The sequence below is a fragment of the Gaoshiqia sp. US2 genome, from assembly GCF_059705485.1.
Genome location: NZ_AP048550.1, coordinates 1,099,580 through 1,118,230 on the forward strand (window position 1 = coordinate 1,099,580; position 18,651 = coordinate 1,118,230).

Here is an 18,651-nt window from a genome sequence, read left to right on the forward strand (position 1 = left end):
AATCCTGGACAACAGTATATTTGTATTGCCTGTAATACGTCCCCGGTAAAATTTATTTGTAGCAGCTGTGACCAAGATATCCGTTTTCCCATTCCCGTCAAAGTCCCCAAGTGTAAAATCAAGGTCTTTGTTATATTCCGTACGTTCGTAGTACTCACTGTACATGTCGATACCGTTGGGTTTGGTGATAAAGTAATACTGACGCGGGTTATTACTCGTATTCTTACTAAGCGCTAAAATGTCCGTTCGTCCGTCACCATTAAAATCGCCTGTGAGGACTTTATCATCTTTAAGGTTGGTTTTTTTTCATGGAATATAATTGACCTGAAAACCGGAACCTGTCGATAAATATAGTTGCCAATCTGACCAGTCATATGTTGTGTAACCATAAACAAAAATATCTGTTTTGCCATCGCCGTTAAAATCACCCGTCTCAAAGTGATGGTCTTTCTTTGGAATAGATCCGGAATATAGTATGGTCAATGAACCATCTATATTGATCCTATATATTTTTATTCCATTTGCATCGATAGTATATAAATCCATTTTGCCATCACCATTAAAATCTCCAAATTTTAGTTTATCGCCAGGTAAGCTGCCACCACCGGTTATCTTTTCAGAAAAAGTCAAGGATGAACCATTGTAAGTAAACCCAAATATTTTCCATGAATTATTTGTTCGAACAAACATGTCCTCCAGTCCATCCCCATCAAAGTCTGTAGAACTGCTCTCAAGAATTGAATTCTCAATCTTAACTCCAGCCAAGGTAGATAATGGGTAATACTCCCGTGTGAAAAATTGAGGTGTTTGTATCGAATTCTCATCACTGATTACATAATAAAACGCATAAAGATCACTTACACCATATGGATAATAGTATCCGCGGTCCACAAAACACCTTAACATTAAATCCTGTCTTCCATCCCCATTTAAATCAACTGGAATAACCTGGTCAATTTCAAAAGTTGTGCTTCCAGCTGTTTTATAGGTAAAACCGCCATAATCAGTCCCATGATACAATCTCCAGTCTTTTCTGTTAGATTTATTGACAGTGAAAATATCATCCCTTCCATCTCCATTAAAATCCCCTTTATACTGAATATAATTTGTAGAAATATAATTATTATACTCAAGATAAGGATAATTTGAAACTCCATTGGACGGATATTCATAGGAAAAAGCAGTTGAATTATATCGGCTGTTATTCGTGCCATACTCAATTACCTCGTTTAATACAGAGCAATTGCCATAGTTTGAGGTACGATAATTATATTTGAATTCATATTTCTTGATCACTGTAGAGTTATATTTTATCTCGATCCTGTCTAACAGCAGGTTTTGTTCAATCTTGCTGCCATTCAGGTAGGCGGTGGTTTTGTCGCTTCGGTATTTATAATAAAAGGTAATGGTATTGGGGCCATAGGTAATCTCGGCCGGGTAAATCGAGCCGTTGTCTTTGATATACTCGTAATTCATCTGGTTACCGAAGTTATCTGTAACTTTGTTTACATACCAGCTTACCACATAATTACTTCCCTCTATGGTCTGGTCGGCATCACTGTCGTAACCATACTGATATGTAAGCCCGCTTTTTGTTTCGCCCAAAAACTGGGTCGGCCCGTAACTTACCCCTGTGCAGCTTATCCGGGTAAAAATGTCATTGTCGATACGGTATTGCGAGCTGTTTGCACCATAGGTTCCCGAGGTGCAAACCAGCCGTTGCCCGTCGAGGCTGAAGCGGTCGCTGCCAGCCAGGCTGACACCGCCCGCGGCCCCGTCGTGATAATAGGTTTTACCGGTACGCGTAATGGCCGAGATACCGGAAATATTCCAGCCGTAACCCGCCACCCCGGGACCACCCATGCTGTTGTAAGTAATGGCCAGGCTTGGCTGTAAGCCGGCCACCCCGGGGAGCACATCAATGGGAATGGTGTAGGTGGCCCCGCCAAGCGGACTGACATCAAAGGCCCCCTGCGTGGCCCCTACCAGGTACGAGGTGTTCAGGCTGCGGGTAAGGGGGTCAACAACGGTATAATTGTAATTGATGTCACCACTGATTATCGGGTTTTGGATCTCTGCTGTCAACGTGCCGCCATTAGGCGTGTAGCTGTAATTGAGCCCGAGCGTAATGCTGTTGCGGGCATAGTGTGTTTTGGCGCCGCTCTCGGGGCTGGTCAGCACGATTTCGAACTCCTGCCCCCGCACGGTTTGTATCCCCATCGCTATCAGCAGGATGAGGATCGTGTATTTTTGTTTCATATTCTATTCTTTTATGATTTTCCATTCGGAAACTGATTGGCCGGAAGAGATCTTCATGATGTACATGCCCGGGGGCCGGTTGCTCAGGTCGACCGTTGTTATTCCGTCGGTAACCTTCAGGTTGGTAACCAACGCCCCCTGCATGTTATATACCCGCAGGGATACCTGGCTTTCAAAACCCCCGACCGGTATTTCCACGGTAAGCATGCCCCGCGTGGGGTTAGGATAGATTTTAATTTCCCGGCTGTCCAGGGTTCCTTCAAACACGTCCTGTTCCTGGTTGCTCTCCGGTACGGCAGCCATGCTCGTGTTTTTAAGCTGGATGAGTTGCCTCTTAATCCGGTTACCCGAAGCATTATAGTCAAATTCGTATACCTTCGTTTGCGCGAAACCGCTGAACGAGGCTGCCAGCGCTGTCACCAACAGCGCGACAAACAAACAATACCCGCGTTTCATAACGGTTTACTTTTTCGCGGTTTCCAATGCCTCGATCCGCCTGGTCAAATCATCGATCAGCTGCTGTTGCTCCTGGAAGGCTTTGACCAGAACAGGTATTAACTCGGTATAGCGGATGCCTAAAGTGCCGTTTTTATCCGCCACAACAATCTCGGGGAAAAGCGCCTGCATTTCCTGGGCAATAAATCCCATCTGTTCCACGTCGGCTTTTTCAGTCCCTTCAACTCCTGTTTTTTCAGGCGCTTTCATTTTGTAGCTTACCGGGCGAAGTCCTTTTAACCGCTCGCTGGCCGGCGACAAATTCCGGACATCGGTTTTCAGGCTGGCATCGGAATAATAAATATCGCAATAGTAAAAATAACCCTGGTAAGCATACAGTTCATCCCACATATAACTATAGTCGCCCAGCCTGGAATAGCCGTAAGTTGAATACAACATGCCGTATTGACTGATTAGATCACCGGCCCTGAAATCGCCGTTTACATCTAACTGATAAGTTGGGCTGGTGTTATTAATGCCAACCTTACCGGTACTGGTCACTTTAATTTGTGCATTTACAAAAGAGATCATCAGGCTGAATACAGCCGCAAGTAAAAGTTTTTTCATCATGGTAAAAGTTTAATGGGGAGCTACCCCGGTTAATCATTGGTTTTGTTCATATCAGCAAACACTTGTTGTTATATTTTCCGGTCCTTGCCTTCCATACACCGTGGAAAAGGCTTGCAAGGACCGTGTAAAGCGCTTACAGCCTTCATGCAAGCGGCTTGCACGTGTCGTGCAAAGGCTTTGCACAGATCATGCAGAAGGCTTACACGGATCATGCAGAAGGCTTGCACGGTGCATGTAAAAGGCTCTCTCAAACGATTGTTAACTCGTCGGGCAGGCTGCCTTTGCGCAAATTTTTGGTGTTGTAAAGAATTGTCCGCACTTCGAGCCGGTACGTTCCCGCCGCTAAGGCCGGTACCCGGAAATCGATCTGGCCCGGTTTGTTGCGCGACACGGTGGCCACGCGGGTTTCGCTGCCATTGGGCGCGACCAGGAAAATGCCCTGGGCGGCATCGGCCGGGTCGAACTTCAGGCGGCTGCCTTTCAGTTGGGCAATGTTGCCGGGGGTAAGCGTCTCGTTGCGGGCGCCGCTGCCCAGGTCGTTCATATACAGGTCGATTACATCGTCCTGTGTTTTGCTTTGCTGATTTTGCACCACCGCCATGTAGTCGGTCGGGTCGGTGGTCAGGTGGTTTTCAAAGAGGGCATAGTTTAATGCCATAATCATTGGTTTTTTTATCTAAAAAACGGTTATCTCGCGAACATGCGCCGGGCAAAAGCTGATGTAAAATAACCCGGCACACGAAAAACAGGGCTGTCCGCCGGGCAGGGCTGCCGTTTGGACTAAGGTTAATTGACAGGCCGGAATAATAAAGATCGAATCGATTAAACCGGCTTCATGGGTTAATTCACTGAGCCAGCCAGAAGTACCCCCCCTAAATGTGTTGTTAAACAGAAATATTTTGTTCAAGAAAATTTGGATTTTGTTCGTCAAAGACAGTGATTCAAAACCCCCCCAAAAAGTATGCTTTCGTTGTAAAAAACGATCATTTCAATTTTGGTGAACAAAATAATACGGGCGAAAAAAAGTGAAAAAGGGGGTGTTCAGTGAACAGTGATCGGTAATCAGTGTTGTACACATGAGGATTTGTTTGGTCATTGGAGAATTGGTCATTGGTCATTGCAGCTTGCAGCTAAAAAGTACCTGTGTAAAAAACTGAGACTGAATACTGAGACTGAACACTGGTACTTTCAGTGGTCATTGGATAATTGGTCATTGCAGCATGGAGCATGGAGCATGAGGCTTGTTCTCTGCGAACTTTGCGCTTCCTGGCGTTCTCTGCGTTGAAAAAGTGCCTGAGCTCCTGAGTACCTAAGTGCCTAAGCAAGACTGCTGCTTTTCAGGGTTCTGTCATTAGTCACTGGTCACTGGTCACTGGTCACTTGCAGCTTGGAACTTGGAACTTGGAACTTGAAGCTTGCAGCTTGCAGCTAAAAAGTACCTGAGTAGAACCGCGACTGAATGCTGCTACTGCAACTTTCTCCGGTCCTTTGTCTTTCAGCAATCAGAAACCAGGCGGATAATTTATACTTTGCGTTTAGCTAATTTGATCGATGTTCAAAGCAGATCGTGAAACGGCAGCTTTTCCAAGTCGACATTGCCGCCGCTGAGGATAATGCCAACCTTTTTGCCGCGCACATCCACTTTATTTTCGAGAATGGCGGCCAACGGTACGGCCGATGAGGGTTCGATAATTATTTTCATCCGTTCCCAAACCAGCCGCATGGCCCGCGCAATGCCCCGTTCTGAAACAGTTACAATTTCATCGGTCGTGCGCTGGATGATGCGGAAGTTGATTTCGCCGACCGAAGTGAGCAATCCGTCGGCAATGGTTTTCGGGTTAACGGAGGGGATTAGTTTCTTGGCATGAAACGAGCGGTAAGCGTCGTCGGCGCCTTCGGGTTCGGCTGCAATTACCAGGCCGTTGGGGTTCATGGCACGTCCGCAGATCGACGTTCCGCTGAGCAGTCCGCCGCCGCCAATTGGGCAAAGGATCAGATCGAACAAACCGGTATCTTCGATCAGTTCTTTGGCGGCAGTTCCCTGCCCGCAAATCACCTGCACGTTGTTGTAAGGATGAATTTCGATGGTGCCGGTACGGGCAGCCACTTCGGCCAGAGCGCTTTCGCGGGCCTCCAGGGTCGGTTGGCAAAAGGTGATCTGTCCCCCGTAGCCTTCCACAGCTTTTTTCTTGATGGCGGGGGCTGTTTCCGGCATGACAATATAAGCCGGAATCCCGCGCATGCGGGCGGCCAAGGCCAATGCAGCGGCATGGTTTCCCGACGAATGGGTGCAAACGCCTTTTGCCGCTTCCTGATCGCTTAATGAAAATACGGCATTGCAGGCGCCCCTGAACTTGAACGCGCCTACCTTTTGCAGGTTTTCGCATTTGAAATACAGGTTGCCGCCTGTAATTTCGTTGATGGATACTGAACTCAGTACCGGAGTCCGGTGAATAAACGGTTTAATCAGCTCGTGCGCTTTTTCAATATCGGCAAATTCGGGTAATCTCATGGCGGTTTAAATTTCGGCGATCAGGTTTTTCAGGATCAGGGTCATCGATGGTTCCGACTTCATGGCTACTTCCTGCACTTCCTCGTGCGAAATCTCGACAATTTCGCCGGGGACGCCACTGTCGGTAACAATCGAAATTCCAAAAACTTTCATATTCATATGGCGGGCTACAATCACTTCGGGCACGGTAGACATGCCTACCACATCGCCGCCTAAAATGCGGAACATTTTATATTCAGCGGGGGTTTCGAATGTTGGCCCCTGCACGCCCACGTAAACGCCTTCTTTGATCTCGATTTTATTTTTCAAGGCAATAAATCTGGCCTTTTGGCGCAGTTCTTTGTTGTAAGCCTGGCTCATGTCGGGGAAACGGGGACCCAGCTCGTTCAGGTTTTTACCATGAAGCGGATGTTCCGGGAACATGTTGATGTGGTCGCTGATGATCATCAGGTCGCCGATTCTAAAATCGGGGTTTAAACCGCCGGTGGCATTCGAAACAAATAAATATTCGATTCCCAGTTTTTTCATCACCCGCACCGGCAAAACAACTTCCTGCATGGAATATCCTTCGTAATAATGAAAACGGCCCTGCATGGCCAGTACCTTTTTGCCTCCCAGCTCGCCAAAAATCAGGTGTCCGTTGTGTCCGTCGACGGTTGAGACCGGGAAGTTCGGGATTTCGGAGTAGGGGATCTCCGTTTCAATCCTGATTTCGTTCACCAGGCCTCCCAAGCCCGAGCCAAGGATAATCCCTGCCTCAGGTTGTTGTTTGATTTTTTCGCTGATATAACGCGCGGTTGCTTCGATTATCTTTAACATAGCCAACTATTTTTTTATTAAAACTTTTTCCTTCACTCGATAAAAACTGAACCTTTACCGGAATATAAAATAAACGCGGTTTGATGTCATCGGGTATCTGTTGTAGCTGCTGCAGCCTCATGGCGTCCTTTTCGGTGGTCAGGATAAACGGCTCCTGCTCTTGATATTGCCGATACTTTGCCGCGATGTTCTGCAGGTCGGTTTCGGTAAACGAATGATGATCCTTATAGACCATTTCGCCGAGCAGTTTGGTTTTGGAGGACAGGTAATTCCTGAGCTGGCCGGGATTGGCAATGCCGGCTAACATCAGCGAGGGCAACCGGTTTTCCTGTATGCCGGGGAGCGGGGCAGCCACATCCGGGAAAACGGGAACAGGTTCGCCGTAAGTCATCTTGGTGAAATAGAGCGACTGGTATGGCCTCAGGTTTACATTTTTCATGATGATTCGCCGGGTGATGGGGGTAATTTCATCGGGGCATTTGGTGTAAATGATCACATTGGCACGGCTTCGCTGGTATTTCCGCTCCCTCAGCCTCCCGTAGGGAAGTAAATGATCTTCCTCCAGGGGCCGGTTCGAGTCGATCAGAAGAATATTGATTCCGGGAGTTACGCTGCGATGCTGAAAGGCGTCGTCCAGGATAATCACATCAGGAGCCTGCTCCCGGTTTTTCAGCAAGGTTTGAATGCCATGCACACGGCTTTCATCCACGGCCACGGTTACGTCCGGAAATTTACGTTTGATTTGCAGGGGTTCGTCGCCAACATTCCGGGCATCGGCTTCGGCCTGTACCAGCAAAAAACCTTTTGTTTGTCGTTTATACCCCCGGCTGAGCGTGGCTACCTTCACATGTTTTCGCAGCAATTCAACCAGGTATTCGGTATGCGGTGTTTTTCCCGTTCCCCCTACCGTGATATTTCCGACCGAAATCACCGGGATTTCAAACTCGGTTGATCCGGCAAACTTATAGTCGTACAGGAAATTACGGATGTATACCACCAGTCCGTAAATAAGAGAAAACGGGTATAAAAGAATTTTCAGCATAATTATTTAATGAAACACGAAGGTATCAAAATTCGGGCATAAAAAAAGAAGTTGCCCGCGAAGACAACTTCTCTCTTCCTGAACGGGAACTGGTTTAATCCATTTGAATATCGTAGGGTAAGCGGGTCAGGATTCCCCTGGCGCTGACCAGATTTTTCAGTTGTTTGTACACAGGATACTGACCGCCCAATTCGTTTTGAAGAATCCGCATCCGGGCATTGCCGGTAAGCTCTTTTAATAGTTCTTCAAAGGGGTCTTTCATTTTTGGAAGCTGGACAACCCGGTAATGATCCAGTCCGCTCATTCCGGCAGCTAATTTTACGGCATCCGAAATTCCGCCGTACAGGTCGACCAGGCCGTTTTCTTTTGCATTTTCGGCGGCCCAAACCCGGCCCTGCCCGATTTCGTCGACCTGCTCTTTGCTCAGGCTGCGCCCTTCGGCCACCCGGCCGATAAAGGTATCGTAACCATCTTCAATATAATTTTGCATGAGTGCTTCTTCAAAGCTGGTCATCTTTCGGGTGAGGGATAAAATATCGGAATGTTCGTTGGTATTCACCACATCCTGGGTAATCCCAAGCTTGTTATTCAGCAGCTCGCCGGCATTCGGGATCAGCCCGAAAATACCGATGGAGCCGGTAATGGTTGTCCGGTCGGTCATGATGGTATCGGCAGCGGCGGCAATATAGTATCCGCCCGATGCAGCCACATCGCTCATCGAGGCGATGGTGGGTTTGGTTTCGGCAGCCAGTTTTACTTCACGCCAGATGACCTCCGAGCCATAGGCCGACCCCCCGGGAGAGTTAATGCGTAACACGATTGCCTTGATGGATGAGTCGCGCCGGGCTTCACGAATGGTTCGCGAAATTTCTTCCGGGTCAATACTCTCCATGCCGCTCCCCATGCCAATTTCTCCGCTGGCATAAATCACGGCAATTTTATCGCGGGCCAGTCCTTTGCCTTCCCGTTTTACCGGAGCTTTGGCATACTTATTCACATCGATGGCACGTAAGTCGCTGCTTTCTTTGATGCTGGTCAGTTCTTTGAGTTCGTTGATCACTTCATCTTTGTACAACAAGGTATCTACCAGGCCTTTTTGCATGAGGAATTCTGCCCGCTGAAAAGTGGCCACGCCATCGGCCAGTTCATTCAATTCGGCCAGGCTCAGGTTGCGTGAAACCGAAATATCGAGCAAAAGCTGGTTCCAGATGCTGCCGGTATAAACTTCGGTTTGCAGGCGGCTTTCCGGGCTCATTTTCTCGAGCAGAAACGGTTCAACAGCCGATTTAAATTTGCCGTGACGAATCACCTGCATTTCGACGCCGATTTTTTCGAGCGCTTTTTTGTAGAAATTCCGTTGAACGCTAAGTCCTTTAAATTCGACCATTCCTTTCGGGTTGAGCGCCACCTTGTCGGCCACCGAGATCAGATAGTATGCTTTCTGGGTGAGGTTTTCGCCGTAGGCATAAATAAATTTTTCTGATTCTTTAAAGTCGATCAGGGCATTTCTGATTTCCTCAACAGTTGCATATCCGGCGTCAATCGCGGAAGGGTTCAGGTAAATTCCGCGAACGCGATCGTCGGTTTTTGCTTTTTCAATACAAGCCAGGATATCGTCGAGGCCGGTTTGTTTGCTTGCCCCAAAGCCGAATAAATCCAGATCATTCAAAGGATTTTTGTCCGAGCGCTCAACAATTTTATTGTCGAGGCGTAAAACAAGCAACGACTTATCTTTTACTTCAACCGGCTCTTCCGACATGGATAAAATAGCCGAGAACGCGCCAATTAATAAGATGATTCCTAAAAAGCCGGCAATCAATACGCCAATAACAGATGCCAGGGTATACTTTAAAAAGTCTTTCATAATTGTGAATTATTGTTTTGTGTTTTTAGCTTTGTACCGTCGAAAAATTAATAAGTACGAATCTACTTATTCCATTACAATTTTGTTCACAAAATGGCAAAGCTTTTTTTACTGTTGGGGGGAAATCTTGGGAATAAAGAGCAGATTTTCAGTAATGCCCGGTTGCGACTGGCAGAAGAACTGGGACCGATCTCCCGCTTGTCGTCGGTTTACGAAACGGAGCCCTGGGGTTTTCAGTCCGACGATTTATTCTGGAACCAGGTGCTGGTGCTCGAAACGGACAAAAGCCCCGAAGAGGCATTGGCTGTCACCAAAATGATTGAGCTTGAACTGGGCCGCGTGCGTAAAGCCGAACGCTATTCTTCGCGGATGATTGACATCGACCTGTTATTTTATGACGATTTGGTTTACCACGAACCTAAGCTCGAATTGCCTCATCCCCGGATGATCGACCGCCGGTTTGTGCTCGAACCTTTGGCCGAAGTTGCCGGGGCGATGCTGCATCCGGTGTTCAAACAAAGTATCATCGAGCTGCTGGAGAATTGCTCCGATCAGCTCGATGTAAAAAGATTGGAAAAGCAGGTTTAGCGTTTGATCGCCCGGCCTGCTCAACGGAGTTTTGGCAAGCGAAAATTTACCTGGTTAAATCCAGCTTTTTAACCGATGACGAATCGATTTTCAATGATTTCATAACGGCATCCAGGTTTGTCAGGTCGATGGACTTATTGGCGGCATAAGATGCCGCCGGGAGAACGGCGATCCGGAATACCTGGTTGTTGGTTTCGGATGGCAGCAGCAGGTTGTAATCGAAGGTGCATTCGAGGAATACCTGAACATCGCCAACCGTGTAATCAAAGTTATACTGCAACACGCCTTCGGGTAACACGACCGTTTGCGGTAACAAACGCCAAACATCAAGATTGTCAACTTGCTCCCAAAGGATATAAACCAACACGATATCGGTTTCGTAGATTTCGAAGTTATTGGGAAAGGGGTAATACAGGGTATAATTATTTTGAGCGTTAAAGGTGCCCTGAATCTCAAAAATAGTCCCCAACAGGTTATCTCCGTCGGCTCCGTCCATTCCTGGAGGGCCTTGTTCTCCTTCGCAGGCAGTTAAAAAAAGAACCGCCAGTACAACTAAAATCCGGCTAATTGTTTTCATAGGATTGATGTATTAAGTGTTTCGTATTGAGTTCAACCCACGACAAGGATTATGCCACAAATCTGTTTCGGATTTAGGCAAAGTCAGGCAATTTTGTAACTTTGTCGTCCGCCGAAATAACGTAATTTTTTCGATTATTCATATTAAAACAACTAATAAGATGGCATTAATTAACGAACACTATCTGAAGTTAAAAGCGGGATACCTGTTTCCCGAGATTGGCCGCCGGGTTAGGGAATTTGCCGATGCCAACCCCGGCAAAAAAATCATTCGAATGGGGATTGGCGATGTCACTCAACCCCTGGTTCCCACTGTTTTGAAAGCCTTTCACGAGGCGGTTGACGAAATGGGCCGGGCTGACAGTTTTAAAGGTTACGGCCCGGAACAAGGGTACGACTTTTTACGCCAGGCCATTGCCGATCAGGCCTACAAAGCGAATGGCATCGACGTTTCGGCCGACGATATCATCGTGTCCGACGGCTCAAAATGCGACACCGGAAATATCCAGGAAATTTTTGGCAGCCAAAACAAAATCGCCATTTGCGACCCGGTTTACCCGGTATATGCCGATACCACCGTGATGGCCGGAAAAACCGGCGAATGTGCTGCAAATGGGTACTACTCCGGTATCATTTACATGCCTTGTACTGACGAAAATGGTTTTATCCCTGAATTGCCGTCCGAGCGCCCCGACCTGATCTTCCTTTGCTACCCCAACAACCCGACAGGGACTGTTGCCGGCAAAGACGAATTAGCCAAATGGGTCAGGTACGCGAAAGAGAATAAGTGTATCATTTTGTTCGATGCCGCTTACGAAGCATTTATTACCGAGGCAGGCATTCCGCGCTCGATTTACGAGATTGAAGGAGCCAAAGAAGTAGCCATCGAATTTCGCAGTTTTTCCAAAACAGCCGGATTCACCGGTACCCGTTGTGCGTTCACGGTCATTCCTGAAGAGCTGAAAGCGTACGACAGCGAAGGCAAGGCCCATTCGGTGAAAAAACTGTGGCTGCGTCGTCATACCACCAAATTTAACGGCGTTTCGTACCCGGTACAAAAAGCCGCCGCCGCCGTTTACACCGAAGAAGGTCAGAAAGAAGTGAAAGAAGTGGTTGCCTACTATATGGAAAACGCCCGTATCATGCGCGAAAGCCTGGCCGAAGCCGGATACCGGGTTTTTGGAGGAGTGAATGCTCCCTATATCTGGGTGAAAACCAAAAATAATATGAAATCGTGGGATTTCTTTGACAAGGCGCTGAACGAGGCCAATGTGGTCGGGACCCCCGGATCCGGCTTTGGGCCCGCCGGCGAAGGCTATTTCCGTTTTTCGGCCTTTGCCGATCGCGACAACGTGATTGAAGCCATGCAACGAATAAAAAAACTGGGTTGATTCTCTCCCGCAATAAAGAAACCGACGCGAACCCTGGCATTTGCCGGGGTTTGTTTTTTACCGCAGCATTCGCTGTAAAATCAGGATTATTCCTTCTCTCCGGGGCGGATTTCCCGCCGGGTCATTCCTGCAGTGTGGATTAATCCTGTTTCTTGTTGGTCTGCCCCAATTTTTTGGCGTGCATTTACCCGCATCAGGTTAAATCCGGTTATTGAAGCGATCGTAAGCATGTGCTGATGATGTTGCCGTCATCTGTTATCCTTGCATGGCTATTGATATCGAAAAAATGATGTTTGCCATTCATGGAAAAATGAAACCTGTCGGTAAAAACATACAGGGGGATAAATTCCTGGCATTGTTTGGAGATTTGGGTTCCGGCAAAATCACGTCAATTTTTAGGACAACCATTATTAAGGTAAGACACGACCTGCCTGAAGTTTTTCGGCATGCCCATAAAGTGTTGAAAATTAAAAGCGGACAGATTTCCGTATATGGAATGATCGAAGAGCTGTTTGGTAGTAACATTTTCGGCTGCATCATTGTTGCCGATGGATTTACCTGTCAAAGAAAATGAGGGAAGGAGATTCTGTTTGGCTGATGTGGGCTTTCCTTTGCTGGTTGAAATTACTCATCAGGCGATGTCCGAAGGGCAGCTACGTGTTGGCGAAACGATCTTCTGTCTGTTTAAGACCGTTTCGATGAAAATTTTATCAGTCGGTAAGTAGCTGGTTATAAGTTCGTCATTCGTGATTGATTAAAAAAATGAAAATATTTATTGCAGGATATGTTGCAGAACCGGAAAAGCTCTCTATATTTGCACCCGCTTTGAGAGACAAACGGGTTACACCGGGTGAGCTGAGAGCGGCGTTCTGTAAGGGTTTTGGGCGTTTTAGGTAAAAAAAACTTTTAAAAAGGATTTGGAAATTACAAAAAAGGCCATTACTTTGCAGCCGCAAAAACGAAGAGTTCACTGAAGGATTTGATGAGTTGGTTTTGAAACCCGGAGGGATTAATTTTCTCCGTAAGAATAGAAGCTGACTTCAGGCATAACAAGTTTGGGAAAAAAGTCAAAAAAAGTTTTGGCAGAAAGGAAAAGCTTGTTAACTTTGCCGCCCCGTAACGGTTGAACGGAAAAGATGAGGCGATCGTTAAGTGGGAAAAGAGAGAATGGAACAAGAAATTTGTCTGGTGCTTTGTTCTGCAAAGAGCAGGGTTTCATAGAGGCAAGCAAGATAGTAAACAAGTTCATTGACAATATTGAAAAGGTAGACAGATAAGGAATAGACGCAAGAATTAGCGAGTTTAATCACAGAGCTGGAAGACACATAAAAATTTCTTTACAACGAAGAGTTTGATCCTGGCTCAGGATGAACGCTAGCGGGAGGCCTAACACATGCAAGTCGAACGGGATTCACCTTCGGGTGATGAGAGTGGCGCACGGGTGAGTAACGCGTATGCAACCTGCCTTTAACAGGGGGATAGCCCGGAGAAATCCGGATTAATACCCCATCGTATTTAGATTCCGCATGGGATTTAAATTAAAGCTCCGGCGGTTAAAGATGGGCATGCGTGACATTAGTTCGTTGGTGAGGTAACGGCTCACCAAGACTACGATGTCTAGGGGTTCTGAGAGGATGATCCCCCACACTGGTACTGAGACACGGACCAGACTCCTACGGGAGGCAGCAGTGAGGAATATTGGTCAATGGGCGCAAGCCTGAACCAGCCATCCCGCGTGAAGGAAGACGGCCCTATGGGTTGTAAACTTCTTTTGTACACCAAGAAATGTCCGTACGTGTATGGATTTGACGGTAGTGTATGAATAAGCATCGGCTAACTCCGTGCCAGCAGCCGCGGTAATACGGAGGATGCAAGCGTTATCCGGATTCATTGGGTTTAAAGGGTACGTAGGTGGCTGATTAAGTCAGTGGTGAAAACCTGCCGCTTAACGGTAGGCGTGCCATTGATACTGATTAGCTTGAGTACAGTTGAGGTAGGCGGAATGTGTAGTGTAGCGGTGAAATGCTTAGATATTACACAGAACTCCGATTGCGAAGGCAGCTTACTAAACTGACACTGACACTGAGGTACGAAAGCGTGGGTAGCGAACAGGATTAGATACCCTGGTAGTCCACGCCGTAAACGATGCTCACTCGCTGTTTGCGATACACAGCAAGCGGCTTAGCGAAAGCGATAAGTGAGCCACCTGGGGAGTACGCCGGCAACGGTGAAACTCAAAGGAATTGACGGGGGCCCGCACAAGCGGAGGAACATGTGGTTTAATTCGATGATACGCGAGGAACCTTACCTGGGCTTAAATGGGGAGTGACAGCTGTCGAAAGATGGTTTTCTTCGGACACTCTTCAAGGTGCTGCATGGTTGTCGTCAGCTCGTGCCGTGAGGTGTCGGGTTAAGTCCCATAACGAGCGCAACCCTTACCGTTAGTTACCATCAGGTTAAGCTGGGGACTCTAGCGGGACTGCCACCGTAAGGTGAGAGGAAGGTGGGGATGACGTCAAATCAGCACGGCCCTTATGTCCAGGGCTACACACGTGTTACAATGGCCAGTACAAAGGGCAGCTACCGGGTGACCGGATGCTAATCTCTAAAGCTGGTCTCAGTTCGGATCGAAGTCTGCAACCCGACTTCGTGAAGCTGGATTCGCTAGTAATCGCGCATCAGCCATGGCGCGGTGAATACGTTCCCGGGCCTTGTACACACCGCCCGTCAAACCATGGAAGTTGGGGGTACCTGAAGTCTGTAACCGCGAGGAGCGGCCTAGGGTAAAACCAATGACTGGGGTTAAGTCGTAACAAGGTAGCCGTACCGGAAGGTGTGGCTGGAACACCTCCTTTCTGGAGCTTGATTAAACGCTTGTTCGGAGTTTATTTTTTATCACTACCTTTTTAAAAGATATAGCAGAGGTTGAAGTTTAAGAGACAAGACGAAAGACATTAGACTGAATATACAAGACTGTACACCACAATCTAAAGTCTTGGGGTCTGATATTTTAAATCTGACATCTGAAATAACAGTCTCGTAGCTCAGCTGGTTAGAGCGCTACACTGATAATGTAGAGGTCCCCAGTTCAAATCTGGGCGGGACTACCGCAGTGGTAGAATGTTCGGAATATCGGAAAGTTAGAGTATCGGAATATTAGAGTATCAGAATAGGAAGGCATTCTAATCTTCAGGATTCCAATATTCTAATCTTGAAAACCGGGGGATTAGCTCAGTTGGCTAGAGCGCTAGATTTGCATTCTAGAGGTCAAGGGTTCGACTCCCTTATTCTCCACAAGAAAAGAGTCGTGAGCGATGAGATATGAGTCGCGATTCGGAATAAGATAAGAGAATAAAAGTAGTAAAGACAAGACGTTCAAAATACATATTGGAACAAATGATAGGCCAGGTGGGCGTAAGTTTCGGTTCGAGTCCGGAAGTATCAACGTAAAGAAGTTAAGAGAGAGTATTTAAGTCTCAGGACTCATAACTCGCAACTCGTGACTTATTTTAAAGTTCTTTGACATATTGGGAAAAAGAGAATGTGAAGTACATTCGACCTTAAAGATTAAAAAATAAAGGAGAAAGTTAATAAGGGCGTACGGGGGATGCCTTGGCTCTCAGAGGCGAAGAAGGACGTGATAAGCTGCGATAAACTGCGGGGATTGGCAAATACGAATTGATCCGCAGGTTTCCGAATGGGATAACCCTTCCGGGTAACCGGAAATCCAATTATATTGGAAGCTAACCCAGGGAACTGAAACATCTAAGTACCTGGAGGAAAAGAAAACAAAAGTGATTCCCTAAGTAGTGGCGAGCGAACGGGGAACAGCCTAAACCAGCTTTGTTTCGGCAAAGTTGGGGTTGTAGGACCACGGGATTTGTATTAACACGGAAGTGGAATATTTTGGAAAGAATAACCAAAGGAGGTGAAAGTCCTGTACACGTAAAGTGTTGATATGATAGTGGTATCCTGAGTAGGGCGGGACACGAGGAATCCTGTCTGAATCTGCCGGGACCATCCGGTAAGGCTAAATACTACTGAGAGACCGATAGTGAACAAGTACCGTGAGGGAAAGGTGAAAAGCACCCCGAACAGGGGAGTGAAATAGTACCTGAAACCGTACGCTTACAAGCGGTTGGAGTCCGGCAACTGCCGGATGACAGCGTGCCTTTTGCATAATGAGCCTACGAGTTAGTCGTCACTGGCAAGGATAAGTGTTTCAGACACGGATCCGAAGCGAAAGCGAGTCTGAACAGGGCGCTTTAGTCAGTGGCGCTAGACGCGAAACCTTTGTGATCTACCCATGGCCAGGTTGAAGGTCCGGTAACACGGACTGGAGGACCGAACCAGGGAGCGTTGAAAAGCTCTTGGATGAGCTGTGGGTAGGGGTGAAAGGCCAATCAAACTGGGAAATAGCTCGTACTCCCCGAAATGCATTTAGGTGCAGCGTCGTAACTGAGTCTTATAGAGGTAGAGCTACTGATTGGATGCGAGGGCTTCACCGCCTATCAAATCCAGACAAACTCCGAATGCTATAAGATGCTTTACGGCAGTGAGGGCATGGGTGCTAAGGTCCGTGTCCGAGAGGGAAAGAACCCAGACCATCAGCTAAGGTCCCCAAGTGTATGTTAAGTTGGTTTAACGAAGTCTGATTGCTTAGACAGCTAGGATGTTGGCTTGGAAGCAGCCATTCATTTAAAGAGTGCGTAACAGCTCACTAGTCGAGCGATCGGGCGTGGATAATAATCGGGCATCAAACATACCACCGAAGCTATGGATTTATGGTAGGGGAGCATTCCAGTCGGCGTAGAAGGTGTAGCGTGAGCTATGCTGGAGCGTCTGGAAAAGCAAATGTAGGCATAAGTAACGACAAAGGGGGCGGGAAACCCCCTCGCCGATAGACTAAGGTTTCCTGATCAACGTTAATCGGATCAGGGTTAGTCGGGGCCTAAGGAGGAGCCGAGAGGCGCATTCGATGGATAATCGGTTAATATTCCGATACTTTTTTATACTGCGATGGGGAGACGAAGTGATGACAGGTCCGCCAACTGACGGAATAGTTGGTTAAAGGGTTTAGGTGATGATAAGGGCAGGCAAATCCGCCCTTTGAGCTGAAACCTGACAGTACCGTGAGCCTTCGGGCAAGCGGATAGTGACCGTAAGGGCTTCCGAGAAAATCCTCTAAGCATCAGGTATAAAGAACCCGTACCGCAAACCGACACAGGTAGTCAAGGAGAGAATCCTGAGGCGCTCGAGTGATCCATGGCTAAGGAACTAGGCAAAATCGACCCGTAACTTCGGGAGAAGGGTCGCCCGCTGCAAGGCGGGCCGCAGTAAAAAGGCCCATGCGACTGTTTATCAAAAACACATGGCTTTGCTAAATCGAAAGATGATGTATAAGGCCTGACACCTGCCCGGTGCCGGAAGGTTAAGTGGGGATGTTATCGCAAGAGAAGCATTGAAATGAAGCCCCGGTAAACGGCGGCCGTAACTATAACGGTCCTAAGGTAGCGAAATTCCTTGTCGGGTAAGTTCCGACCTGCACGAATGGTGTAACGATGTGGGCACTGTCTCAGCCATGAGCTCGGTGAAATTGTAGTATCGGTGAAGATGCCGATTACCCGCAACGGGACGGAAAGACCCCGTGAACCTTTACTGCAACTTCACATTGATTCTGGGTAAGTGATGTGTAGGATAGGACGGAGGCAATGAAGCGGGTTCGCCAGGATTCGTGGAGCCATCCTTGAAATACGTCCCTTTGCTTACTCGGGACCTAACCCCCTTACGGGGGGACAGTGTGTGGTGGGTAGTTTGACTGGGGTGGTCGCCTCCAAAAGAGTAACGGAGGCTCCCAAAGGTGCCCTCATGACGATTGGTAACCGTCAGGAGAGTGTAATGGTATAAGGGCGCTTGACTGTGAGACCGACAAGTCGATCAGGTAGGAAACTAGGGCATAGTGATCCGGTGGTTCCGCATGGAAGGGCCATCGCTCAAAGGATAAAAGGTACTCCGGGGATAACAGGCTGATCGCTCCCAAGAGCTCATATCGACGGAGCGGTTTGGCACCTCGATGTCGGCTCGTCACATCCTGGGGCTGGAGAAGGTCCCAAGGGTTGGGCTGTTCGCCCATTAAAGTGGCACGCGAGCTGGGTTCAGAACGTCGTGAGACAGTTCGGTCCCTATCTGTTGTGGGCGTTGGAAATTTGAGAGGACCTGCTGCCAGTACGAGAGGACCGCGGTGGACATACCTCTAGTGTATCAGTTGTGACGCCAGTTGCATTGCTGAGTAGCTATGTATGGAAGGGATAAGCGCTGAAAGCATCTAAGCGCGAAGCCTCCCTCAAGATGAGATTTCCTTTAAGGGTCGTAGCAGACGACTACGTTGATAGGCTGCAGGTGTAAAGGCGGTAACGTCATAGCCGAGCAGTACTAATTACCCGAAGACTTTCCCTGGGTTTTTAAGGTCAAAGGTTACTTCACATTTTTCCCGGTATGTTTAAAATATTAAGCTTCATCCGGCAACTGCCTGAAC

General features: G+C 47.7%; 13 protein-coding genes, 2 tRNA genes, 2 rRNA genes and 1 pseudogene. 7 read left to right on the forward strand and 11 right to left on the reverse strand.

Annotation, left to right across the window (positions count from 1 at the left end):
* Nucleotides 1-81 precede the first annotated feature (81 nt).
* From AC6H3C_RS04175 to sppA, 10 genes and pseudogenes are all read right to left on the reverse strand, one after another.
* A pseudogene (locus AC6H3C_RS04175) lies at nucleotides 82-255 on the reverse strand (hypothetical protein); the annotation flags it as partial.
* Nucleotides 256-306: 51 nt separating this feature from the next.
* Complete coding sequence (locus tag AC6H3C_RS04180) at nucleotides 307-2,259, reverse strand: FG-GAP-like repeat-containing protein (protein ID WP_497519427.1); 1,953 nt, start codon at nucleotides 2,257-2,259, stop codon at nucleotides 307-309.
* 3 nt (nucleotides 2,260-2,262) lie between these two features.
* The gene (locus AC6H3C_RS04185; RefSeq protein WP_497519429.1) at nucleotides 2,263-2,715 is read right to left on the reverse strand and encodes a T9SS type A sorting domain-containing protein; all 453 of its coding nucleotides are present in this window, start codon (nucleotides 2,713-2,715) and stop codon (nucleotides 2,263-2,265) included.
* A 6-nt stretch (nucleotides 2,716-2,721) separates the two neighbouring features.
* The gene (locus tag AC6H3C_RS04190; protein WP_497519430.1) at nucleotides 2,722-3,324 is read right to left on the reverse strand and encodes a tail fiber domain-containing protein; all 603 of its coding nucleotides are present in this window, start codon (nucleotides 3,322-3,324) and stop codon (nucleotides 2,722-2,724) included.
* 247 nt (nucleotides 3,325-3,571) lie between these two features.
* Entirely contained in the window at nucleotides 3,572-3,982 is a 411-nt protein-coding gene (locus tag AC6H3C_RS04195) for a DUF4469 domain-containing protein (RefSeq protein WP_497519432.1), read from the reverse strand.
* Between the two features lie 18 nt (nucleotides 3,983-4,000).
* Nucleotides 4,001-4,231, reverse strand: coding sequence for a hypothetical protein (locus AC6H3C_RS04200; protein ID WP_497519433.1), 231 nt, complete (start codon nucleotides 4,229-4,231; stop codon nucleotides 4,001-4,003).
* A 648-nt stretch (nucleotides 4,232-4,879) separates the two neighbouring features.
* Nucleotides 4,880-5,836, reverse strand: a complete 957-nt coding sequence (locus AC6H3C_RS04205) for a pyridoxal-phosphate dependent enzyme (RefSeq protein ID WP_497519435.1) — start codon at nucleotides 5,834-5,836, stop codon at nucleotides 4,880-4,882.
* 6 nt (nucleotides 5,837-5,842) lie between these two features.
* Nucleotides 5,843-6,655, reverse strand: coding sequence for a purine-nucleoside phosphorylase (locus tag AC6H3C_RS04210; RefSeq protein WP_497519436.1), 813 nt, complete (start codon nucleotides 6,653-6,655; stop codon nucleotides 5,843-5,845).
* Entirely contained in the window at nucleotides 6,594-7,697 is a 1,104-nt protein-coding gene (gene lpxK / locus AC6H3C_RS04215) for a tetraacyldisaccharide 4'-kinase (protein ID WP_497519438.1), read from the reverse strand. The genes AC6H3C_RS04210 and lpxK overlap by 62 nt, the downstream gene beginning before the upstream one ends.
* Nucleotides 7,698-7,791: 94 nt before the next feature.
* Entirely contained in the window at nucleotides 7,792-9,561 is a 1,770-nt protein-coding gene (sppA, locus tag AC6H3C_RS04220; protein WP_497519440.1) for a signal peptide peptidase SppA, read from the reverse strand.
* Between the two features lie 93 nt (nucleotides 9,562-9,654).
* Between sppA and folK the strand changes: the two genes are divergently transcribed.
* On the forward strand, nucleotides 9,655-10,149 hold the full coding sequence (gene folK / locus AC6H3C_RS04225; RefSeq protein ID WP_497519441.1) for a 2-amino-4-hydroxy-6-hydroxymethyldihydropteridine diphosphokinase: 495 nt from the start codon (nucleotides 9,655-9,657) through the stop codon (nucleotides 10,147-10,149).
* A 46-nt stretch (nucleotides 10,150-10,195) separates the two neighbouring features.
* Here the strand turns inward: folK and AC6H3C_RS04230 are convergent, their stop codons facing one another.
* Nucleotides 10,196-10,726, reverse strand: a complete 531-nt coding sequence (locus AC6H3C_RS04230; RefSeq protein WP_497519442.1) for a hypothetical protein — start codon at nucleotides 10,724-10,726, stop codon at nucleotides 10,196-10,198.
* Between the two features lie 160 nt (nucleotides 10,727-10,886).
* On the opposite strand from AC6H3C_RS04230, the gene AC6H3C_RS04235 reads away from it, so the two are divergent.
* From AC6H3C_RS04235 to AC6H3C_RS04260, 6 genes are all read left to right on the forward strand, one after another.
* Entirely contained in the window at nucleotides 10,887-12,116 is a 1,230-nt protein-coding gene (locus AC6H3C_RS04235; RefSeq protein ID WP_497519443.1) for an LL-diaminopimelate aminotransferase, read from the forward strand.
* Between the two features lie 265 nt (nucleotides 12,117-12,381).
* Nucleotides 12,382-12,690 (forward strand): hypothetical protein, encoded by a 309-nt coding sequence (locus tag AC6H3C_RS04240; RefSeq protein WP_497519444.1) that lies wholly within the window; start codon nucleotides 12,382-12,384, stop codon nucleotides 12,688-12,690.
* A gap of 765 nt (nucleotides 12,691-13,455) precedes the next feature.
* Nucleotides 13,456-14,971 (forward strand): 16S ribosomal RNA (locus AC6H3C_RS04245).
* A 178-nt stretch (nucleotides 14,972-15,149) separates the two neighbouring features.
* Nucleotides 15,150-15,223: transfer RNA gene (locus tag AC6H3C_RS04250), tRNA-Ile, on the forward strand.
* A gap of 113 nt (nucleotides 15,224-15,336) precedes the next feature.
* A tRNA-Ala gene (locus AC6H3C_RS04255) sits at nucleotides 15,337-15,410 on the forward strand.
* Nucleotides 15,411-15,696: 286 nt separating this feature from the next.
* A 23S ribosomal RNA gene (locus AC6H3C_RS04260) occupies nucleotides 15,697-18,572 on the forward strand.
* Together the 16S and 23S rRNA genes with 2 tRNA genes alongside form the textbook arrangement of a ribosomal RNA operon.
* The last annotated feature ends 79 nt before the right edge of the window (nucleotides 18,573-18,651 follow it).

Excerpts from the sequence above, each read along its gene's own strand:
- AC6H3C_RS04180 (WP_497519427.1), bottom strand. The coding sequence starts at position 2,259 with ATGAAACAAAAATACACGATCCTCATCCTGCTGATAGCGATGGGGATA.
- AC6H3C_RS04185 (WP_497519429.1), bottom strand. The coding sequence starts at position 2,715 with ATGAAACGCGGGTATTGTTTGTTTGTCGCGCTGTTGGTGACAGCGCTG.
- AC6H3C_RS04190 (WP_497519430.1), bottom strand. The coding sequence starts at position 3,324 with ATGATGAAAAAACTTTTACTTGCGGCTGTATTCAGCCTGATGATCTCT.
- AC6H3C_RS04195 (WP_497519432.1), bottom strand. The coding sequence starts at position 3,982 with ATGGCATTAAACTATGCCCTCTTTGAAAACCACCTGACCACCGACCCG.
- AC6H3C_RS04205 (WP_497519435.1), bottom strand. The coding sequence starts at position 5,836 with ATGAGATTACCCGAATTTGCCGATATTGAAAAAGCGCACGAGCTGATT.
- AC6H3C_RS04210 (WP_497519436.1), bottom strand. The coding sequence starts at position 6,655 with ATGTTAAAGATAATCGAAGCAACCGCGCGTTATATCAGCGAAAAAATC.
- lpxK (WP_497519438.1), bottom strand. The coding sequence starts at position 7,697 with ATGCTGAAAATTCTTTTATACCCGTTTTCTCTTATTTACGGACTGGTG.
- sppA (WP_497519440.1), bottom strand. The coding sequence starts at position 9,561 with ATGAAAGACTTTTTAAAGTATACCCTGGCATCTGTTATTGGCGTATTG.
- folK (WP_497519441.1), top strand. The coding sequence starts at position 9,655 with ATGGCAAAGCTTTTTTTACTGTTGGGGGGAAATCTTGGGAATAAAGAG.
- AC6H3C_RS04230 (WP_497519442.1), bottom strand. The coding sequence starts at position 10,726 with ATGAAAACAATTAGCCGGATTTTAGTTGTACTGGCGGTTCTTTTTTTA.
- AC6H3C_RS04235 (WP_497519443.1), top strand. The coding sequence starts at position 10,887 with ATGGCATTAATTAACGAACACTATCTGAAGTTAAAAGCGGGATACCTG.
- AC6H3C_RS04240 (WP_497519444.1), top strand. The coding sequence starts at position 12,382 with ATGGCTATTGATATCGAAAAAATGATGTTTGCCATTCATGGAAAAATG.